The 22,124-nt window shown below is 41.9% G+C and carries 13 protein-coding genes, 2 tRNA genes and 2 rRNA genes; all 17 read left to right on the forward strand.

The annotated features are described in order from the left end of the window. Window positions 1-91: 91 nt before the first annotated feature. Window positions 92-168, forward strand: a tRNA-Ile gene (locus tag Epro_RS06610). 19 nt (window positions 169-187) lie between these two features. Further along, a tRNA-Ala gene (locus Epro_RS06615) sits at window positions 188-260 on the forward strand. A 263-nt stretch (window positions 261-523) separates the two neighbouring features. Continuing rightward, window positions 524-3,380, forward strand: a 23S ribosomal RNA gene (locus Epro_RS06620). A 147-nt stretch (window positions 3,381-3,527) separates the two neighbouring features. Continuing rightward, window positions 3,528-3,644 (forward strand): 5S ribosomal RNA (gene rrf / locus Epro_RS06625). Between the two features lie 266 nt (window positions 3,645-3,910). Further along, window positions 3,911-4,804 (forward strand): DUF805 domain-containing protein, encoded by an 894-nt coding sequence (locus Epro_RS06630; protein WP_052571407.1) that lies wholly within the window; start codon window positions 3,911-3,913, stop codon window positions 4,802-4,804. A 408-nt stretch (window positions 4,805-5,212) separates the two neighbouring features. After that, entirely contained in the window at window positions 5,213-5,728 is a 516-nt protein-coding gene (gene rplJ, locus Epro_RS06635) for a 50S ribosomal protein L10 (RefSeq protein WP_052571409.1), read from the forward strand. A gap of 151 nt (window positions 5,729-5,879) precedes the next feature. Next, window positions 5,880-6,260 (forward strand): 50S ribosomal protein L7/L12, encoded by a 381-nt coding sequence (gene rplL, locus Epro_RS06640; protein WP_052571411.1) that lies wholly within the window; start codon window positions 5,880-5,882, stop codon window positions 6,258-6,260. 115 nt (window positions 6,261-6,375) lie between these two features. After that, a complete protein-coding gene (gene rpoB, locus Epro_RS06645; protein WP_052571413.1) occupies window positions 6,376-10,131 on the forward strand; it encodes a DNA-directed RNA polymerase subunit beta in 3,756 nt (1,251 codons plus the stop codon). Window positions 10,132-10,196: 65 nt separating this feature from the next. Next, the gene (rpoC, locus tag Epro_RS06650; protein WP_052571414.1) at window positions 10,197-14,939 is read left to right on the forward strand and encodes a DNA-directed RNA polymerase subunit beta'; all 4,743 of its coding nucleotides are present in this window, start codon (window positions 10,197-10,199) and stop codon (window positions 14,937-14,939) included. Window positions 14,940-14,965: 26 nt separating this feature from the next. Further along, a complete protein-coding gene (rpsL, locus tag Epro_RS06655; RefSeq protein WP_052571416.1) occupies window positions 14,966-15,349 on the forward strand; it encodes a 30S ribosomal protein S12 in 384 nt (127 codons plus the stop codon). Between the two features lie 176 nt (window positions 15,350-15,525). Continuing rightward, window positions 15,526-16,005 carry a 30S ribosomal protein S7 gene (rpsG, locus tag Epro_RS06660; protein WP_052571418.1) on the forward strand — a complete coding sequence of 160 codons (480 nt, stop codon included), beginning with the start codon at window positions 15,526-15,528 and terminating at the stop codon, window positions 16,003-16,005. A 180-nt stretch (window positions 16,006-16,185) separates the two neighbouring features. Further along, window positions 16,186-18,261 (forward strand): elongation factor G, encoded by a 2,076-nt coding sequence (gene fusA, locus Epro_RS06665; RefSeq protein ID WP_052571420.1) that lies wholly within the window; start codon window positions 16,186-16,188, stop codon window positions 18,259-18,261. 18 nt (window positions 18,262-18,279) lie between these two features. After that, window positions 18,280-19,479, forward strand: coding sequence for an elongation factor Tu (gene tuf / locus Epro_RS06670; RefSeq protein WP_052570717.1), 1,200 nt, complete (start codon window positions 18,280-18,282; stop codon window positions 19,477-19,479). Between the two features lie 268 nt (window positions 19,480-19,747). Further along, window positions 19,748-20,074 (forward strand): 30S ribosomal protein S10, encoded by a 327-nt coding sequence (gene rpsJ, locus Epro_RS06675; RefSeq protein ID WP_052571422.1) that lies wholly within the window; start codon window positions 19,748-19,750, stop codon window positions 20,072-20,074. 192 nt (window positions 20,075-20,266) lie between these two features. Beyond that, window positions 20,267-20,941 carry a 50S ribosomal protein L3 gene (gene rplC, locus Epro_RS06685; RefSeq protein ID WP_052571427.1) on the forward strand — a complete coding sequence of 225 codons (675 nt, stop codon included), beginning with the start codon at window positions 20,267-20,269 and terminating at the stop codon, window positions 20,939-20,941. A 110-nt stretch (window positions 20,942-21,051) separates the two neighbouring features. Continuing rightward, the gene (gene rplD, locus Epro_RS06690; RefSeq protein WP_052571429.1) at window positions 21,052-21,672 is read left to right on the forward strand and encodes a 50S ribosomal protein L4; all 621 of its coding nucleotides are present in this window, start codon (window positions 21,052-21,054) and stop codon (window positions 21,670-21,672) included. A 39-nt stretch (window positions 21,673-21,711) separates the two neighbouring features. Further along, the gene (gene rplW, locus Epro_RS06695) at window positions 21,712-21,999 is read left to right on the forward strand and encodes a 50S ribosomal protein L23 (RefSeq protein ID WP_052571432.1); all 288 of its coding nucleotides are present in this window, start codon (window positions 21,712-21,714) and stop codon (window positions 21,997-21,999) included. The last annotated feature ends 125 nt before the right edge of the window (window positions 22,000-22,124 follow it).

The following is a 22,124-nucleotide window of genomic DNA, read 5'->3' on the forward strand; positions in this document are numbered from 1 at the left end:
GTTGTATTTATTAGCTGCACAGCAATGTGCCGCTAATTTATACGTATGTACGCAGACTATATCTCGCGGGCATTAACGGTTTTGTACAAGCGGGCCTATAGCTCAGTTAGTCAGAGCGCACCCCTGATAAGGGTGAGGTCTGTGGTGCAACTCCACATAGGCCCACCAACAAATATTGTTGGTGAATGGGGATATAGCTCAGCTGGGAGAGCGCCTGCTTTGCAAGCAGGAGGTCGTCGGTTCAAACCCGTCTATCTCCACAAAAGATTTTTTCAGATGTCATTGCCTTAAACAGCGTAAGCTGCGGCAAGGCAAGACATTCGTTAAATATAGAATTATAAGATCTTTCACAACTTAATAGTAGTAGTTTTTTCGAAAAGAAAAAGCAAAGGTAAACAAGCGTCTTCAAATGGGCTTATTATTGCCAGCGTAAGCGAAGTAATATAAGTTTCAGTTTGAAAACAACACAATTTAGCAATTTTTAAACACATTAATCCAACCGAATAGATGGATTGGATAATGTGATCAAGCTACTAAGTGCATATGACGAATGCCTTGGCTAAGACTGTCGATGAAGGACGTGATAAGCTGCGTTAAGCTTCGGGGAGGTGCAAATAACCTTTGATCCGGAGATTTCCGAATGGGGTAACCCAGTATGGAGTAATCCATATTATCCGCAAGGAAGGCAACCCAGGGAAGTGAAACATCTCAGTACCTGGAGGAAAATAAATCAACCGAGATACCGAAAGTAGTGGCGAGCGAAATCGGTATAGCCTAAACCGTCGTGTTTACACGGCGGGGTTGCAGGACCGCGTAAGTAGAGTTACCAATCAGATTACTAACAGAACGGTTTGGAAAATCCGACCATAGAAGGTGAAAGTCCTGTAAGTGAAAGTTTTCTGACTCGAAGCGGTATCCTAAGTACCATCGGACACGTGAAATCCGGTGGGAATCCGGGGGGACCACCCTCCAAGGCTAAATACAAGTCTTAGACCGATAGTGAACTAGTACCGTGAGGGAAAGGCGAAAAGAACCGCGGAAGCGGAGTGAAATAGAACCTGAAATCGTATGCATACAAGCAGTTCGAGGCTTATGGCGGAAGGGCAACTGACCGCAACGGCTGAGAGCGTGCCTGTTGAAGAATGATCCGGCGAGTTATTGGTAGGTGCAAGGTTAATTATTATGTTAACGCATATTAAGCAGCCGCAGCGAAAGCAAGTCTGAAAGGGCGACAGTACCTATCATTAGACCCGAAGCCAAGTGATCTATGCCTGGACAGAGTGAAGTCCCTTTAACCGGGGACGGAGGCTCGAAGCGTCGACCGTTGAAAAGGTCTTGCATGAGCTGGGTATAGGGGTGAAAGGCCAATCTAACTTGGTGATAGCTGGTTCTCCTCGAAATAGTTTTAGGACTAGCCTTGAGCGTTAAACCGGAGAGGTAGAGCACTGGATAGTTGAGCGGGTGTAACCCACTTTGCGATGCTAACCAAACTCCGAATTCTCCGGCGTATTTCTCAGGAGTCAGTACGTGTGGGATAAGCTTCACGTGCAAAAGGGAAACAGCCCAGACCATCAATTAAGGTCCCAAAGTATATGCTAAGTGGTAAAGGATGTGGAATTTCTTAGACAGCTAGGAGGTTGGCTTAGAAGCAGCCACCCTTTAAAGAGTGCGTAACAGCTCACTAGTCAAGTGATTCTGCGCCGAAAACACCCGGGGCTCAAGCATATCACCGAAATTATGGATTCTATAGCAATATAGAGTGGTAGAGGAGCGTTCCTATCGCACAGAAGGCATACCGCAAGGAGTGCTGGAGCGTTAGGAAGTGAGGATGTCGGAATAAGTAGCGATAAATGAAGTGAAAATCTTCATCGCCGAAAATCTAAGGTTTCCTTGAGTAAAGTTCGTCTGCTCAGGGTCAGTCGATCCTAAGCCGAGGGCGAAAGCCGTAGGCGACGGGTATCAGGTTAATATTCCTGAACTGCCTTTAGTGCGTATAATGTGTTCAGTTACGCTTTTCAGTAGGTTAGCGGATTAATGGATTTCTAAGCTCCGTAAGGGGCGTGCTAACTGTATGGGGAGCCAAGAAAAACCTGAACACCTGTGCTAGAGGTAAACGTACCGCAAACCGACACAGGTAGATGGGGTGAAAATCCTAAGGCGCGCGAGATAACTTTCGTTTAGGAACTCGGCATATTAGCCCCGTAACTTCGGGATAAGGGGTGCCCATAGCAATATGGGTCGCAGTGAAATGGACCTCGTGACTGTTTAACAAAAACACAGGACTCTGCTGAAATCACAAGATGATGTATAGGGTCTGACGCCTGCCCGGTGCTGGAAGGTCAAGGGGAGGGGTTAGCCGCAAGGCGAAGCTCTGAACTTAAGCCCCAGTAAACGGCGGCCGTAACTATAACGGTCCTAAGGTAGCGAAATTCCTTGTCGGGTAAGTTCCGACCTGCACGAATGGCGTAACAAAGAGGTCACTGTCTCAACGAAAGACTCGGCGAAATTGTGGTACCCGTGAAGACGCGGGTTGCCTGCGGCTAGACGAAAAGACCCCGTGGAGCTTTACTGTATCTTAGCCTTGAATTATGGAAGTAATTGCGTAGAATAGGTGGGACCCTTTGAAGCATGGCTTTTGGGCTGTGTGGAGGGACAATGTGAAATACCACCCTATTAGTTCTGTGGTTCTAACTCCTTTGTTTGAATCAACAGGGAGGACATGGTTAGGTGGGCAGTTTAACTGGGGCGGTTGCCTCCTAAATAGTAACGGAGGCGTTCAAAGGTACCCTCAGGACCAATAGAAATGGTCCCTTGAGTGCAAGTGCAGAAGGGTGCTTAACTGCAAGACAGACAAGTCGAGCAGATGCGAAAGCAGGAACTAGTGATCCGGCGGTTCAGTGTGGAATTGCCGTCGCTCAACGGATAAAAGCTACCCCGGGGATAACAGGCTTATTTTGTCCAAGAGTCCATATCGACGACAAAGTTTGGCACCTCGATGTCGGCTCATCCCATCCTGGGGCTGGAGTAGGTCCCAAGGGTTTGGCTGTTCGCCAATTAAAGGGGTACGTGAGCTGGGTTCAGTACGTCGTGAGACAGTACGGTCTCTATCTACCGTGGGCGCAGGAAATTTGAGGGGACTCGTTCTTAGTACGAGAGGACCGGAATGAACATACCTCTGGTGTTTCGGTTGTTCCGCCAGGAGCATTGCCGAGTAGCCAAGTATGGATGAGATAAACACTGAAAGCATATAAGTGTGAAACTCGCCCCAAGATAAGATTTCCCTGAAGGACACTTGTAGACTACGAGTTTGATAGGTTGGAAGTGGAAGCGCTGTAAGGCGTGTAGCTAACCAATACTAATCGTCCGTTCGGCTTGGTCACATTATCTAATTCATTTTGATTGGATAACGTGTAAGAGTTGCGAAATCGTGTTTCGCTTGATTATCAAGCAAGTGAGAATTTTTCTCACAAAATTTATAAAACGAAAAATACTACTACTATTAGGTTGGTTTGTTAATCGGAATTATTTCCGGTGGTTATTTCAACGGTGTCATACCCGATCCCATCCCGAACTCGGAAGTCAAGCCCGTTAGAGCCGATGGTAGTTGGACCGCAGGGTCCCGCAAGAGTAGGTCGCTGCCGGATTAAATATTAAAAAGCCAGATATGTGAAAATCATATCTGGCTTTTTCTTTTTGTAAATACAATTACTAATTACGGATTACGTAAAAACATGTTGTGTTATTTTTTTTGGTGTTATTGCTGCGAAAGCAGGAATTCATGGTTGGTAGGAATAAAATATTCTCATTATCATTTAAAATGTGCCGGAAAAGTTATTTAATTTTGAAACGGCTTTTTAATTTAATATAATTGTTGTGTCGTATTGGTAAATAAATTTCTTGGGAGAAAAAAATGGAATACTTTTTAGAGGCGTTTAAAAAGTTTGCAGATTTTAAATCAAGGGCTTCAAGAAGAGAGTGTTGGACGTTTGCTTTCTTTAATATTTTTTTCATTCAGCTGTTTGTAACCGTTGCTCTTATTCTTCTAAATTTTAGAATAGGCAGCAGCTTGGGACAGGATGTTCCTGCAATTTTTGCCATAGGGGTCGGCGTTTTAGGTTTTCTTTATTTGCTGTTTGTTTTGATACCGGGCTTGGCTATAGTTGTAAGAAGGTTGCACGATATAGGTAAAAGCGGAGCATATATTTTTGTAAGCTTAATACCTTTTATAGGCGGAATATGGCTTTTTATTTTGTTGCTTTTAGGCAGCCAAGAAAAGAAAAATCAATACGGAGAACGGGCAAAGGAAACAACTTTAACTACTCCTTCGTCAATAAACCTTATTGTTTTATCTGCGGTTTGGATTGCATTGTTTCTCGGTTTTGGTTTTAATATTACCGCATTAATTATTCCTATTGCCGCATTGGTTGCCGGGATACTTTTTTATAAGAGTCAGGATACGAAAAATCCGGGAATCGTTTTAGCTGCCGCTTCGGCGATTGTGATAATTCTGAATTTGCAAACATTCTCTCAAATTTCTTTTGTCTCCAGAGTGCCGTTAGCGCTGGAGTTGTTTTCTTCTATTGCGCTTTTATGGCTTGCAATTTCGTGGATACAGCGCAAAAAAGTTTACGCCGCATCTTCTATGTATGCCGTAATGGTCGCCATAAGCTTGCTTAATTCAACGGTGACTTTTCTGCCTAATATTAGCCGCGTCAATGACTCGCTATATATGATACCGATTATTTTAAGACCTCTTTTTCTTTATCTTTTAGCAGGGTTTTTGCTGCCGGTTAAGACGAAATAATTTTAGAATAAAAGCCGGGTATGGTTTTTAACATATCCGGCTTTTTATAGTTTGGCAAAAATTTTACAATCTGCTAATATATACGAAAGCCGAGCTGCAAAGACAAGAAAGACTTGACAAGTTTTTTTGTTTGTTGTATAATTTCCCAACATTTAAATATTGTCACAGACAGTAAGATGCGCGTCGCATTAAAAAGAGACAAAATCTCTATCTTACCGAGACGAGAAACAAGCTTTAATTTTACGCGCTTCTCTGTCTTGCAGAGAAGTTTTTTTATTTTTAGCAAAGCCAAAAATAACCGCGCCGAAGACGGGTAATTGATAACGGCAAAAATTCTTATTGTGCACGTCAAAGACAAAAGTATAATGATATATAAAAATATAAGATGAAGTTATATAGGAGCAGAAAATGCCAAATTTAAAAAATCAGCAAGAAGTTAAAAGTTTAACCGAGAAATTTAAATCTATGAAGGGCTTGATACTTACCGAGTATCACGGTCTTACGGTAGAAGAAATTTCCGATCTTCGCGCTAAACTGCGCAGCACTTCAAGCGAGTATGCCGTCGTAAAAAACACTCTCGGCAAAATAGCTTTGAAAGAAGCGGGAATTGACGCAGGGGAAAATCTTTCAGGACCTACGGCTTTGGTAATTGAAGGCGGAGACATTGTATCGCCTGCAAAAGTTGTAGTAGAGTTTGCAAAAACACACGCAAAACTTAAAGTAAGAGCCGGCTTTTTGGAAGGGAAGTTTGTTGACGCAAGCGTTATAGAACAGCTTTCATCTCTTCCTTCAAGAGAAGTTCTTATTGCAAAATTGCTTGGCAGCATGAACTCGCCGATAACCGGTTTTGTTAATGTTCTTGCGGCAAACATCAGAGGTTTTGTAACGGTTCTTGACGCAATAGCAAAAAAGCAGGCGGCATAAAGACAAACTGAAAAGTTTAAAGTTGAAATGACGACGAGAAAATTTTTAAAAAAGTAAGCGATGTTAAAAAATAAAAATAATAAATGTATTGTGGATGTTTGAGTCTGTAATTCAATTTTCCACTGTGCAGTTAAAAAACGGAGGAAGTAAAATGTCAGCATTAACAAAAGATCAGTTGATTGAAGCAATTTCAGGATTGTCGGTTATTGAATTGTCGGAGCTTGTAAAAGCTTTGGAAGAAAAGTTCGGCGTCTCAGCGGCAGCTCCCGTAGCGGCAGTTGCAGCGGCACCGGCAGCCGGCGCGGCAGCAGCAGAAGCTAAAGACGAATTTAATGTTGTTCTTGCAAACGCAGGCGCAAACAAAATTAACGTAATTAAAGTTGTAAGAGAAATAACCGGTCTTGGACTTAAAGAAGCAAAAGACTTGGTTGACGGCGCACCTAAAACCGTAAAAGAAAACGCACCTAAAGCCGAAGCTGAAGAAATTAAGAAAAAACTTACGGAAGCCGGCGCAACAGTTGAACTTAAGTAATAAACAAAACGCGTTTAAAAATCAAATAAATAGTTGACAAACGACGTCTATTAATATATAATAGACGCTCGTTTGTCTTCTTTTGCCGTTTATATATATATAAAGCGGGTTAAATATGAATAAAATTAATTTTGGCAAAATCGGCGCACCGATAGATCCGCCGCTTCTTTTAAAGATGCAAAAAGACTCTTTCGCGGGATTTTTACAGAAAGACGTCGCTGCAGAAAAAAGAAAACCGCAAGGGCTTGAAGGCGCTTTTAAAGACATATTTCCTCTAACAAACTCCGACGAGAGTTTGGTATTGGAATATGTTTCTTATGCTTTTGGAGAACCCAAATATTCCGTTGAAGAATCCATCGCCAGAGACGCTACTTATGCGCTTCCGTTAAAAGTTAAACTTAGATTAATGCACAAAAAAGAAGACGGCAAAGAGAAAGAGTTGTCCGAACAAGAAGTTTACTTCGGCGACGTTCCTTTGATGACCGACACCGCTACGTTTATTATTAACGGAGCGGAAAGAGTCGTTGTCAGCCAAATTCACCGTTCTCCGGGCGTAATTTTTGAAGAAGACGAAGAAAAAAGAGTTACCGTTTTAGGCAAACCTCTCTACTTTGCAAGAATGATTCCTTACAGAGGCGCATGGGTAGAGTTTGAATTTGACCAGAACGGAATTGTATACGTTAGAATAGACCGCAAAAGAAAAATTTACGCAACGACATTTTTGCGTTCGCTGGGTTTTGAATCCGACGATGAAATTTTAAATCTTTTCAGAGAATCCAAAGAAGTTTCTTTAGACGCTCCGTCCGCCGCGCTTGCAAACGAATACGTAGCAGAAGATATTTTTGATAAATCTACCGGCGAAATTATTGTTGACGCAGGTAAAGAGCTTAAAGAAGAGCTTGTTAAAAAGCTTCAGGAAAAAGGCTTTACTTCCGTCGCTGTTCTTAAAGACGCTTCTATTTTGATAACTCTTAAAAAAGATCCTATAAAAAGCCAGAAAGAAGCCGTTAACCATATTTATAAAGTTTTAAAAACGCAGGAATTTATAATGCAGGAAAGAGCTCAGGGTTTCCTTGAAGAGCTTCTTTTTAAATCTGTCCGAAGATACGATTTAACCACCGTCGGCAGATATAAAATTCTCAAAAAATTCGGACCTGTTTTTGAATATTTTTCTAAAAACTTCAATCTCAATATTCCGGCTGACAACAAAAGAACTCTTACAAGAGAAGACGTTGTAGTAACGCTTAAATATCTTTTGGCTCTTTACAACGGCGAAACGGAATTTACCGAAGGAAAGCAGACAATAAAAATCGGTCTTGACGACATAGACCATTTAGGCAACAGACGCGTTCGCTCCGTCGGAGAACTTCTTGAAAACCAGATAAGAATAGGTCTTGTTCAAATGGCTCGTCTTGTAAAAGAGCACATGAACAATCAGGATAAAACCAACGTAACTCCGCGCTCGCTTGTAAATATTACGCAGTTTGTCGCGCAGATAAGAAAATTTTTCGGAACTTCGCAGCTTTCGCAATTTATGGACCAAATAAATCCTCTTGCGGAACTTACGCATAAGCGCAGACTTTCGGCGCTTGGGCCCGGAGGTCTTAACAGAAAAAGAGCGGGCTTTGAAGTTCGCGACGTTCATCACACTCATTACGGACGAGTATGTCCTATTGAAACCCCGGAAGGACCAAACATCGGTCTTATAACTTCTCTTGCAACTTTTGCAAGAGTAAACCCTTACGGGCTTATAGAAACGCCTTATAAAAAAGTTGAAGACGGAAAAGCTACGGATAAAGTTGATTATTTAACCGCCGACAAAGAAGACGAATTTTTTGTCGCGCAGGCAAACACTCCTTTGGATAACAAAGGAAATATAGTTTCGGATTCCGTCCACGGGCGCAGATTTGACTCGTTCGTGTTTCAGCCTCCGACGAAAGTTGACTACATGGATATATCCCCTATGCAGGTTATTTCGGTATCTGCGGGGCTTATTCCTTTCTTGGAGCACGACGACGCCAACAGAGCTTTGATGGGCTGCAACATGCAGCGTCAAGGCGTTCCGCTTTTGAAGACGGAAGTTCCGTTGGTTTCTACCGGCATTGAAGAAAAAGTAGCCAGAGATTCAGGCGTTGTAATTATTTCAAAATCGGACGGAGAAGTTGTTTCCGTTTCTGCGGACGAAATAATGATAGCTTCCAAATCCGGCGAAATTGAAGTTTACAATTTAAGAAAATACGGACGTTCCAACCAGGATACCTGCATAGATCAAACGCCTCTTGTGGTTTTGGGAGACGTTGTGAAAAAAGGTCAGGTAATTGCGGACGGTCCTGCAACAAAAGACGGACAGCTTGCTCTTGGGCAAAATCTTCTCGTGGCTTACATGCCTTGGGACGGATACAACTTTGAAGACGCAATGCTTTTGTCCGAAAAATTAATTCAGGACGACAGATTTACTTCGGTTCATATAAGAGAATTTCAGGCGGAAGCAAGAGAAACTAAAGGCCGCCCCGAAGAGATTACAAAAGATATTCCAAACGTGGGTTCCGAAGACTTGTTAAATCTTGACGAAGACGGCGTTGTAAAAGCCGGCTCTTACGTTCAAAGAGGCGACATTCTTGTAGGAAAAACCGCGCCCAAAGGCGAGCAACAGACAACTCCCGAAGAAAGATTGCTTAGAGTGCTGTTCGGCAAAAAAGCCGAAGACGTTCAGGACGCTTCTTTAAGAGTTCCGCCGGGAGTATCCGGAAAAGTTATAGGCGTTAGAACTTTCGTGCGCCTTGAAAAACTTTCCGAAAAAGAAAGAAAGAAAAAACAGGAAGAAATCCGCGAAGTTTACGACGCGGCAAAAGCCAAATTGCGCAAAGATAAAAAAGAGCAGCTTGCCGGAGCAAATAAATCCGAAAGTTCTCAAATAGAATCTCTTTACGCGTCTAAAGAAGAAATACTAAAGAAAAGCTACGAAGCCGAAAAGGAAAGACTTAAAAAAGGCGACGAGCTGCCGGTTTCGGTAAATAAAATAGTAAAAGTTTACATAGCCGCAAAGTTGAAAGTTCAGGTAGGAGACAAACTCGCGGGACGTCACGGAAATAAAGGTATTGTGGCAAGAATTTTGCCTGTTGAAGATATGCCCAGACTTCCCGACGGAACGCCTGTGGACTGCGTTCTTTCTCCTCTTGCAATTCCTTCGCGTATGAACGTGGGACAGCTGTTGGAAATTATGTTGGGTTGGGCGGGAAAAGAGCTTAAAACCCAGATGATTACCCCTGTTTTTGACGGCGCTACCGAAGAGCAAATTAAAGATTACGTTGAAAAAGCGAAAGCCCAACTGTTTGCCGAAAAGAAAAAATCTCTTGCGGCAATAGGTCTTAAAGGCAAAGAGCTTGACGACGCTCTTGCAAAATTTGCGCAAGAAAGTTTGCCTACAAGCGACTGTAAAGTTACGCTTTACGACGGAAGAACCGGCGAAGCGTTTATGGAAAAAGTTACGGTAGGCGTTATGTATGTTATGAAACTTAACCATTTGGTTGAAGATAAAATGCACGCCCGTTCCACAGGGCCTTACTCTCTTATCACAAGACAGCCTCTGGGCGGAAAAGCGCAGTTCGGCGGTCAGAGATTTGGAGAAATGGAAGTGTGGGCAATAGAAGGTTACGGCGCGGCGCATATACTTCAGGAATTTTTGACGGTAAAATCCGACGATGTGGAAGGAAGAGTGAAGATGTATGACTCAATAATAAGAGGCGAATCTATTTCCGAACCCGGAATTCCGGAATCGTTTAAAGTTTTGGTAAACGAGTTGAGAGCTTTAAGTTTAAATGTGGAACTTTTAAACAAAGAAACAACGCCAAAACCCGAAGAAAAAGAATAAAAGCCGCAGTTTTTAAACGTTAATTAAAACTTTGTAATATAATAGACTAAAGGCCGGTATAAAATATGACAAAAATAAATTTTAAAAACCAGAAGAAAAAATCAACAGCTTTGAATTTTGCGGATTTTGACGCCGTTAAAGTAACGGTTGCAAGCCCGGATCAAATCGGCGCGTGGTCTTACGGCGAAGTTAAAAAGCCTGAAACCATTAACTACAGAACTTTCAAGCCCGAGAGAGAAGGTTTGTTTTGCGACAGAATTTTCGGTCCTACAAAAGACTGGGAATGTCACTGCGGAAAATACAAATACATTAAACACAAAGGCACCGTTTGCGACAGATGCGGAGTTGAAGTTACCGAATCTAAAGTAAGAAGGGAAAGATTCGGGCACATAGATTTAGCCGTGCCTGTAGCGCACCTTTGGTTTTTAAGAAAACCGCCTTCAAGAATCGGAATTCTTCTCAACATGAAAATATCCGACCTTGAAAAAGTTATTTATTATACAAAGTATGTAGTAACCGCAGATTTAAAAGACCGCGCGGGAATTTCTTCCATAGTTGAAAAAGGCATGCTCTTAAAAGAAGAAGAGTTTGACCTTATAAAATACGGAATTTCAAGCCCGGTGGTAAGAGAAGAGTTTAAAAACAGTTTAGACGGAGTAGTTGCCGAAGAGATAACTCTTGACGCGGATTCCGCTAAAGCTTTAAAACAGCTTAAATCTTTGCTTAAGTTTCAGGCAGATCATGCGGGAATATCCGCAGACGAAGCCGCAAAGAAAATTGTCGCAAATATCGGAAAAGGCGACCGCTATTTTAAATGCTATTTCAAATCGCACTCCGTTTATTTTTATAACGATTTAGATTCTTCCGCTCGTTCTGAAATTAAAAAACTTTTGTCCGAAAACTTTGAAAAAGGCGCGTCGTTTGCCATTACCGAGCCGGACAGAAAAATAAAATTAGAGTTTTTTGACATAGAAAAAGAAAACGTTTTTACGGCTTTAAGAAAAAATTCCGAAGGCTTGAAAAAATTTGAAGGACATTTAAGAATTGAAACCGCAAGAAACGAAATTCCGTTTATGAAAGATTTTGCAAAACCGGAAAATTCTCTTCTTTTGGAAGAAAGCGATATTAAAAATATCAACAACGGTTACGGCGACAACTTAAAAGTTGACATCGGCGCCGCCGCTGTCCGCAAACTTCTTGAAGAAATTAAATTAGACGAAGAAGCGGTAAATATTCACGCTGAAATTAAAAAAACAAAATCAGACGCTGAAAGAGCAAGACTTATAAGAAAACTCAGAGTAGTTGAAGGTTTCTTAAATTCAGGCACAAGACCGGAATGGATGATTCTTACCGTTCTTCCCGTAATTCCTCCGGATTTAAGACCTTTGGTAGCTCTTGACGGCGGACGTTTTGCAACTTCGGATTTAAACGATTTATACAGAAGAATAATCAACAGAAACAACAGACTTCGCCATATAGAACAGCTTAAAGCTCCTGCGGTTATGATAAATAACGAAAAACGTTTGCTTCAGGAAGCCGTTGACGCTTTAATAGACAACGATTCCAGAACCCGTCCGGTAACAGGCGCGGGCAACAGACCGTTAAAATCTTTGTCGGACACACTTAAAGGCAAACAAGGGCGTTTCCGTCAGAACCTGCTTGGAAAAAGAGTTGACTATTCCGGCAGAAGCGTTATCGTTGTAGGCCCTACGCTTAAGCTTAACCAGTGCGGACTTCCAAAAGAAATGGCGCTTGAACTTTTCAAACCGTTCATTATAAAAGAACTTATAAATCAGGAAAACGCTACGCTTAAATCGGCAAGAAGAATGCTTGAAAGAAGCGACGCGAGAGTTTGGAACATACTTGAAAAAGTTACCAAAAATCATCCCGTGCTTTTAAACAGAGCGCCTACTCTTCACAGACTCGGCATTCAGGCTTTTGAGCCGGTCTTGGTTGAAGGAAAATCCATACAGCTTCATCCGTTAACATGTTCCGCTTTTAACGCGGACTTTGACGGAGACCAGATGGCTGTCCATCTTCCTATTTCTCTTGAAGCGCAGCTTGAAGCGAAAGTTTTGATGATGGCAACAAGAAATATTTTGTCGCCGGCGTCGGGTAAGCCTATCGCCGTGCCTTCGCAAGATATGGTTCTTGGAAGCTTCTATCTTACTAAAGAAAAATACGGCGTTGCGGGCGAAGGCAAAATATTCTCGTCCGTTGACGAAGTTATAAGCGCTTACCAGTGCAAAAAAGTGGATCTTCAGGCAAGAATTAAAGTTGTAGGCCTTACAAATATAAGAGACGAAAAACTTAAAGACAGCGAACAGTCCGACGTTTCCAAATGGAAAAACTATAAATCCGAAGACGGAAAAGAAGTTATCAACTACACTACCGTCGGAAGAGTTTTGTTTAACGAGCAAATGCCTAAAAACGAAGACGGTTCTTACTCTTTGGGATATTTAAATAAAGTTCTCGGCAAAAAAGATCTCGGCGCGCTGGTTGACAGATGCTACAAAGAGCTTGGTCAATACAGAACTGTAGTTCTTCTTGACGAAATTAAAAAGCTTGGCTATAAATATGCAACTATGGCCGGCGTTTCAATTTCTATAGACGAAATGAAAATTCCGCCAAGAAAAGAAAAGCTTGTAAAAGACGCGAAAGCAAAAATTAAAGAAATAGAAAAACAGGCAAAACTCGGTCTTATAACCGAAAGCGAACGTTACAATAAAATCATAGACATCTGGACGAAAGTTACAGACGAAGTTGCAGACATAATGTTTGACGAAATGAGAAAAGACGACGCCGAGCCGTTAAAAGCGGGCGAGAATCGTTTCAACTCTATATATATGATGGCGGATTCCGGCGCAAGAGGTTCAAGGCAGCAGGTTCGTCAGCTTGCCGGCATGCGCGGACTTATGGCGAAACCGCAGAAGAAACTTTCCGGAGGCGTCGGAGAAATTATTGAAACTCCGATTATTTCAAACTTTAGAGAAGGTCTTACCGTTTTGGAATACTTTATTTCCACTCACGGCGGACGTAAAGGTCTTTCCGATACCGCGCTTAAAACCGCGGAAGCCGGATACCTTACAAGAAGACTTATTGACGTTGCCCACGATGTAGTTGTAAGAGAAGCGGATTGCAAAACCGTCAACGGCGTATTTATCGGAACGTTGCAGTCCGGCGACGAAGTGGTTGAAAAAATTGACGAGCGCGTAGTGGGAAGAATTGCGCTTGATAACGTTGTAGATATTGTTCACGACGAGCTTATAGTAAAACGCGGAGAGCTTATAACTCCGGAAAAAGCGCAGAAGCTTATTGACGCGGGCATTGATAAAATAGGCATAAGAAGCATTTTGACTTGCGAAGCCGAACACGGTATATGCGCAAAATGTTACGGCGTAAACCCTGCAACCGGCAAACAGGTTGAAGTGGGCGAAGCCGTCGGAATTATTGCCGCGCAGTCTATCGGCGAACCGGGAACGCAGCTTACCCTTAGAACATTCCACGTCGGCGGAACCGCAAGCCGCGTTGTGTCTCGTTCTGAAATTTACGCTGAAAACAACGGTACCGTAGATTTTTACAACATAAAAACAATTAAAAATAAAAACGGCGAATCTGTGGTGCTTAGCAGAAATGCGGAACTTGTTTACACGGAATATCCGGTTCACAGAAGAAACGTTTATCAGATTCCCTACGGAGCAATTGTTGAAGTTGCCGACGGCGAAAAAGTAGAAGTTAAAACCGATTCCGCCACCGGAACAAAGAAAAACGTATTGCTTGCAAAGTGGGATCCGCATTCAAAACCTATTATTTCGGAATTTGAAGGAACCGTTCATTTTGAAGATATTAAAGACGGCGTAACTTTGCAGAAGGAAAAATCAAAAATAACCGGACAAATTGAAAGAGTTATTATTGAACACCCCGCTGACAGAAAGACGCCGAGAATCATAATTAAAAAAGATAATAAAACCGTTGCGGAATATCCGTTGCCGGTAGCTACAACGCTTGTAATTCACGACGGCAACAAAATAAAAGCCGGAGACGTTTTGGCAAAAATTCCTCAGGAAGTTTCTAAATCAAGAGACATCACCGGAGGTTTGCCCAGAGTTGCCGAACTTTTTGAAGGCAGAAGACCTAAAAATTCAGCCGTTGTTTCTGAAATAGACGGCGTAGTTCATCTTGGCGGAGTTACGGCTAAAGGCAGCATAAAAGTTGAAGTTGAAAATGCCGAATCCAAAATGACAAAAGATTATCTTATTCCCGCGGGACGCCATTTGGTTGTTTACGAAGGCGACAGAGTTAAAGAAGGCGAAGCTCTTTCCGACGGCGCGGTAAATCCTCACGATATACTTAAAGTTAAAGGTCCTAAAGAAGTTCAGGAATATCTTGTAAACGAAATTCAGCAGGTTTACAGACTTCAGGGCGTTACAATTAACGATAAGCACATTGAAATAATTGTCCGTCAAATGTTGTCTAACGTCCGCATTATGGACTCGGGCGACAGTAAGTATCTTAACGGCGAAATAATTTCAAGAGCAAAATATGAAGTTGACAAAAAAGCTGTAAAAGTTAAAAAAGGAAAAGCTCCGGTGGCGCATCCTATTCTTCTTGGAATAACGAAAGCGTCGCTGTCTTCAGATTCGTTTATCTCGGCGGCGTCCTTTCAGGAAACCACCAGAATTTTAACTGAAGCCGCGGTTTCCGGACAAATTGATACGCTTAAGGGATTAAAAGAAAACGTTTCTATAGGTCACTTAATACCTGCAGGCACCGGTCTTAAAGAGCGGGAAACAGTTAAAGATAAATAAAATAATATTGCAAGGAAAGGAAGAAAATGCCAACGATTAATCAGTTGATTGCAAACGGAAGAAAAGACGTAACAAGAAAAACAAAATCTCCTGCGCTTAAAAATTGTCCGCAGAGAAGAGGGGTTTGCACAAGAGTTTACACCACAACTCCTAAAAAACCTAACTCGGCGTTAAGAAAAGTAGCAAGAGTAAGACTTACCTCCGGATACGAAGTTTCTTCGTATATCCCGGGCGTAGGGCACAACTTGCAGGAACATTCGCTTGTTCTTATCCGCGGCGGACGTGTAAAAGATTTGCCGGGCGTAAGATACCACATCGTCAGAGGCGCTCTTGACACAACCGGCGTTGACGGACGCAAACAGTCAAGAAGCAAATACGGCGCAAAAAAAGCAAAAGCAGCGGCGAAATAATTATAACGGCAAAGTGAGAAGTGAAAAGTGAAAAGTGAAAAGTGAAATTTTAAATACAAATTTGTTAATTCCGCTTTTAACTTTCCACATTCCGCTTTGAATGAATTATAGATTTCATAAACAAATGAAGTTTTGAGTTTATGAAGAGTTTTTAGAAATAATATAAAGAGGAATTTATGCCACGTAAAGCGTTAAAGCCGAGAGAAAAAAGAGGAAATCCCGAACCGGATTCCAAGTTTGGTTCAATTGTCATTGCAAGATTTATCAGCAAGCTTAATTTTGCAGGTAAAAAAAGCACGGCAGAATCTATTATGTATGATGCTTTTGATATTATAAAAGAGAAAACCGGCGAAGATCCGGTTGCGGTTTTTAACAGAGCCATAGAAAATATCAGACCGCTTCTTGAAGTTCGCCCGCGCAGAGTCGGCGGCGCAACGTATCAGGTTCCTATGGAAGTTCCTGCGGTGCGTTCCAACACTCTTGCAATTAACTGGCTTATAGAAATTGCAAGAAGTAAATCCGGAAAACCTATGTGCGAAAGGCTTGCTCAGGAAATAATTGACGCCTCCAAAAAAGAAGGCGCGGCAATGAAAAAAAGAGAAGACACGCATAAAATGGCGGAAGCTAATAAGGCTTTTGCGCATTACCGTTGGTAATTATAACGGCAGTTAGAAATTAGGAGTGGGAAGTTTGGAGTTGTTGTTAAAATTAAGTTTTAAGTAAAATTGTATTATTGGATTTGTTGGATTAGGGTTAAGTGTCGGTTAAATATGTTTTTGTATTTAATTCCTCACTCCTTGTTCCTCATTCCTCATTAAAAAACAAGGGTTTAAAAAATGGCTAGAGAATATCCGTTAAATAAAATTAGAAATTTTGGAATTGCCGCTCACATTGACGCGGGAAAAACTACAACTACAGAAAGAATTCTTTACTACGCAGGCAGAACCCATAAAATCGGCGAAGTTCATGAAGGCGCCGCAACTATGGACTGGATGGAACAGGAAAGGGAAAGAGGTATCACCATTACTTCCGCAGCCACATATTGCAAGTGGCAGGATATGCAGTTTAACATAATTGATACCCCCGGACACGTAGATTTTACCGTAGAAGTAGAGCGTTCGTTAAGAGTTCTTGACGGCGCGGTTGTTGTGTTTGACTCCGGCAACGGCGTTGAACCTCAGTCTGAAACCGTTTGGAGACAGGCGGATAAATACGGCGTTCCAAGAATTGTTTTCTCAAATAAAATGGATAAAATAGGCGCAGATTTTTTTATGGTTGTTAACGACATAAGAGAAAAGCTCGGCGCAATTCCTCTTCCTATTCAAATACCTATCGGCGCAGAATCTAACTTTCAGGGAATAATAGATTTAGTGGAAATGAAGGCTTATATTTGGAACGGCGAAGAGCTTGGCGCAAGCTTTGAAATAGTTGACGTTCCTAAAGACCTTGAAGAAAAAGCGCACCATATGCGTTCCGAAATGATAGAGCTAATCGCAGATTACGACGACGAAGTTATGCTTGCTTTCATGGACGGAAAAGAGCCTACAATAACTCAAATAAAAAGAGCAATAAGAAACGCCACCCTTAAAATAAAATTAATTCCGTGTCTTTGCGGAACGGCCTTCAAAAACAAAGGCGTTCAGCCAATGTTAGACGCAGTTTGCGATTATCTTCCTTCTCCTTTAGACAGAGAAGCTTTTAACGGAGTAAATCCGCAGACCGGCGAAGCCGCCACAAGACCAGTAGAAGACAAAGCCCCTTTCAGCGCGCTTGCATTTAAAATTCAGGCGGATCCTTTCATAGGAAAACTTACATATTTCAGAGTTTATTCGGGAACGCTTGAAAGCGGTTCTTACGTTTACAACCCCGCAAAAAATAACAGAGAAAGAATTTCGCGTATAGTTCGCATGCATTCTAATAACAGAGAAGAAGTTAAGTCCGTAAACGCCGGTGACATCGCCGCGGCGGTAGGTCTTAAAAATACCGGAACAGGCGACACTCTTTGCGACGAAGAACATCCGATTCTTTTGGAATCTATGACTTTTCCGGAACCTGTTATAGACGTAGCTATTGAGCCTAAATCAAAAGCCGACGAAGAAAAGCTTGGCGTTGCTTTAAGCAGACTTGCCGAAGAAGATCCTACGTTTAGAGTTCGCACCAACGAAGAAACAAATCAAACAATTATAGCCGGAATGGGCGAACTTCATCTTGAAATTCTCGTGGACAGAATGAAAAGAGAGTTTAACGTTCAGGCAAACGTCGGAAGACCTCAGGTTGCATACCGCGAAACGGTTAAAAAATCTGCGGAAGCGGAAACAAAATATATCAGACAAACCGGCGGACGCGGACAGTATGGACACGTTGTTCTTACCGTTGAACCTCAGGAGCCCGGCAAAGGTTATGAGTTTGTAAATAAAATTGTCGGCGGCGTTATTCCCAGAGAATACATTCCCGCTATTGATAAAGGTATAAAAGAAGCGTTAACGTCCGGAACCCTCGCGGGATATCCCGTTGTTGATGTGAAAGTAACTATTATAGACGGGTCGTTCCATGAAGTTGACTCTTCGGAAATGGCGTTTAAAATTGCAGGTTCAATGGCATTTAAAGACGCTTGCAAAAAAGCAAGTCCTGTTATACTTGAACCTATTATGAAAACCGAAGTTGTTGTTCCTGAAGAATACATGGGCGACGTTATTGGCGACTTGAACTCAAGACGCGGAAAGATTTCCAGCATGGAATCAAAAAATAAGGTTCAGCATATAAAAGCTAACGTTCCTTTATCCGAAATGTTCGGATATTCAACATCGCTGCGTTCTCTTACGCAGGGAAGAGGAAATTACAGCATGGAACCTTCGCACTATGAAGAAGTTCCAAAAGCTATAGCAGATAAAATATTAGAAAAGAAAGCTTAACCAATAGGGAGACGAAAAATGGCAAAAGAAAAATTTGACAGAAGCAAACCGCACGTAAACGTAGGAACAATAGGGCACGTGGACCACGGCAAAACGACATTGACGGCAGCAATAACAAAAGTGCTGGGCGATAAAGGATTGGCGGAATACATATCATACGACCAAGTAGCAAAAGCGTCGGAAAGCCAGGGAAGAAGAGACGCGTCAAAAATAGTAACAATAGCAGTATCGCACGTAGAATATTCAACGGATAAAAGACACTACGCGCACATAGACTGCCCGGGACACGCGGATTATGTAAAGAACATGATAACGGGCGCAGCGCAAATGGACGGAGCAATATTGGTAGTAAGCGCGTTGGACGGCCCAATGCCGCAAACAAGGGAACATATATTATTGGCAAGACAAGTAAACGTGCCGGCAATAGTGGTGTTCTTAAATAAATGCGATGCAGTAGAAGATAAAGAGCTGTTGGACTTGGTAGAAATGGAAGTAAGGGACTTGTTAACGAAATATAACTTCCCCGGCGACAAAACGCCAATAATAAGAGGAAGCGCGTTGCAGGCATTGGAAGGGAAGCAGGAAGGAGTGGATTCAATATTAAAATTGATGGACGCGGTAGATGAAACAATCCCGCTGCCCGCAAGAGATATAGATAAACCGTTCTTGATGAGCGTAGAAGACGTATTTTCAATAACAGGAAGAGGAACGGTAGCAACAGGAAGAGTAGAGAAGGGAGTAGTAAAAGTAGGAGAGAACGTAGAAATAATAGGAATACAGGAAACAAGAAAGTCAGTGGTGACGGGAATAGAAATGTTCAGAAAGCTGCTTGATACGGCGCAGGCAGGAGATAATATAGGAATGTTGTTGAGAGGAATAGAAAAGAATCAGGTAGAAAGAGGGCAGGTAATAGCAGCGCCGGGAAGCATAAAGCCGCATAAGAAGTTTAAAGGACAAGTGTATATATTGACGAAAGAAGAAGGCGGAAGACATACGCCGTTCTTTACGGGATACAGACCGCAGTTCTACTTTAGAACGACGGACGTAACGGGAATAGCGCATTTACCGCAGGGAGTAGAAATGGTGATGCCGGGCGACAATATAACGATGGATATAGAGTTGATAATGCCGGTAGCAATGGAAAAGCAGTTAAGATTTGCAATCAGAGAAGGCGGAAGAACAGTAGGCTCCGGCGTTGTAACCGAAATATCGGAATAATTGCTTCGTCTAAATGCAAAGCTTTGCAATTGAAACAGCAGTCATATAGTTATTTTGGTCGTGTAATGATATAAAGTTTCGGTTTTGCCGAAATACTAAATTTACTCATTACACTTTAATAATTAATCTTTGCAGTTAAAATGCAGTTTAAAGTTTAGCCTCTGGCGGGGCGTCGTCGTAACGTTTTAAGCGTTACATAGTCTGACGGCACAAACTTTAAATATTGCACGGCAGAAATAAAAAGTAAAAAAAACAGGATTGGGAAATTATGTCAACCGAAAAAGTAGTGCAGACACAGCGTTTAAGAATTAAGTTGCGTTCGTATGACCACAAAATGTTAGACGATTCGTTGGCTAAAATCGTTGAAACGGCAAGACGCACCGGCGCCGCAATTACCGGCCCCGTTCTTTTGCCTACAAACATCAGAAAGTACACGGTTAATCGTTCCGTCCACGCCGATAAAAAATCGCGTGAGCAGTTTGAAATGAGAATTCACAAAAGACTCGTTGATCTTCGCGAGCCTTCGTCTAAAACCGTTGAAGAGTTGATGAAACTTGACCTTCCGGCAGGCGTAGACATAGAAATAAAAATGTAAAATGCTTCATCTTTTAAGTGTTGTACGGCGGCTCACATGCCTTAGCGCGCTTCACCTTTGTGCGCCTTGTCTAAATTGCATCGCGTTGTGGAAGCGAAACGCCGAAGACGGACTTAAAATATTTCGCATTTTACTGTTTGTGGTTTTAATCAAAATAAAAAACGGGATAGCTCCCGACAGTAGAGAGAAAATATGTCAAAATCAATAATTGGAAAAAAAGTGGGAATGACGCAGGTTTTTGACGATAAAGGAAACCTCGTTCCTGTTACAGTGGTAGAAGCCGGTCCTTGCGTTGTAACGAGCGTTCTTAATGTTGAAAAAAACGGATACTCGGCGGTTCAGCTTGGATTTGGAGACGTTGCGGAGAAAAAACTTTTAAAAGCCCAAGCGGGATTTTTCAAGAAAAATAATATCGCTCCGAAAAAAGTCGTAAGAGAGTTCAGAACAAAAGACGTAACCGGATATACCGTCGGACAAGAAATTAAAGCCGACGTTTTTAAAGCCGGAGATTACGTTGACGTTACGGCAATAACAAAAGGCAAAGGTTTTGCCGGCGTTATTAAAAGACATAATTTTGGCATGCAGCCCAGAACTCACGGACAATCCGACAGGATGAGAGCAAGAGGATCATCCGGCGGACAGGGACCCCAGAAAGTTTTAAAAGGCATGAGAATGTCTGGACATTTGGGCAACGAATATGTTACAATACAAAAATTATTGGTTGTGCGTGCAGACGCAGACAACAATCTTTTGCTTATTAAAGGCTCTGTTCCCGCTGTTAAAACAGGAACGTTGCTTATAAGTTCTACGCTGAAAAAAATTCCTGTCGTTCAGGAAAATAAAGCGGCAAAAGCAAAAAAGAAATAACGTTGCGCAGCAATGTTATTGCGTTGCAGAAGCATAGCGCCGAAGACAGATAAAAAATAAAATTTCCGACGACGAACCGGAAATAATTACGTTAAGAGAGAAAAGTAAAAATGGAAACAACAGTTTATAACGCGAAAGGTCAGGAAAAAGGCAAAATAGAACTTCCGGCTTTTTTTAATACGGAAATTTCAAGTGTGCTTTTGCATGAAATTACAACCGCTTATTTGAACAATCAAAGAGCGGGCACGCATAAAACAAAAACCAGAGGCGAAGTTTCTTTCTCCGGCGCAAAACCGTGGAAACAGAAAGGAACCGGAAACGCGCGCGCAGGTCAGAGAAATTCTCCGCTTTGGAGAAAAGGCGGAATAATTTTCGGACCTCAGCCGAGAGATTATTTCACAAAAATGTCAAAGCAGAAAAAGAAACAATCTTTGAGCATGGCGCTTGCCGCGCAGGTTCAAAACGGCAATATTATCGTTGTAGATTCCGTTAAATTTGACGAAGTAAAAACAAAAAAAGTAGCGGAACTTTTAAAGAATCTTAAAGTTGACGGAAAGAAAGTCGTATTTGCAATTGCAAACGACGCGTCTTTCAGACTTGCCGCAAGAAACGTTAAAAATGTCGTCGTAGAAAATATTAAAAATATCAACGCTTACCAAGTCCTTTGGGCGGATAAGCTTGTTATTACGTCTGAAGCTATAGAAATTCTTAAAGAGAGACAGGCCGCTTAAGTTTAGCGCCCGTTCTCTTTTTTATTTACAGGAAATAAAATGGATATAAGAAACATTATTAAAAGACCGATAGTTACCGAAAAAGCCGCAGTCTTGAAAGAAGCGGACAACAAATATACTTTTGTTGTTGACAGAAACGCTAACAAATTTCAAATTAAGCAGGCGGTAGAAACATTGTTTAACGTTAAAGTTGAAAACGTGCACACTGCAAACTATGCCGGAAAAAGCAAAAGAATGGGTGCGTCGTCAGGATATAAAAACGACTGGAAAAAAGCTATCGTAAAGCTTAAGAAAGGTCAAGAAATTCAAATGGTCGACGAAGCCTAAAGGTTTCGTGTCCGGTAAATTATAAAAAATTTGCCTTGAGTCTCAGTTTGACGCAAGGTCGGATTTTTTTACCGGTAAAAAAAGAAGCAACTATGGGCTACAATAATAATATTGTGCTTAACAGC

Origin of the sequence: Endomicrobium proavitum, assembly GCF_001027545.1 — a bacterium.
Classification (GTDB): domain Bacteria; phylum Elusimicrobiota; class Endomicrobiia; order Endomicrobiales; family Endomicrobiaceae; genus Endomicrobium; species Endomicrobium proavitum.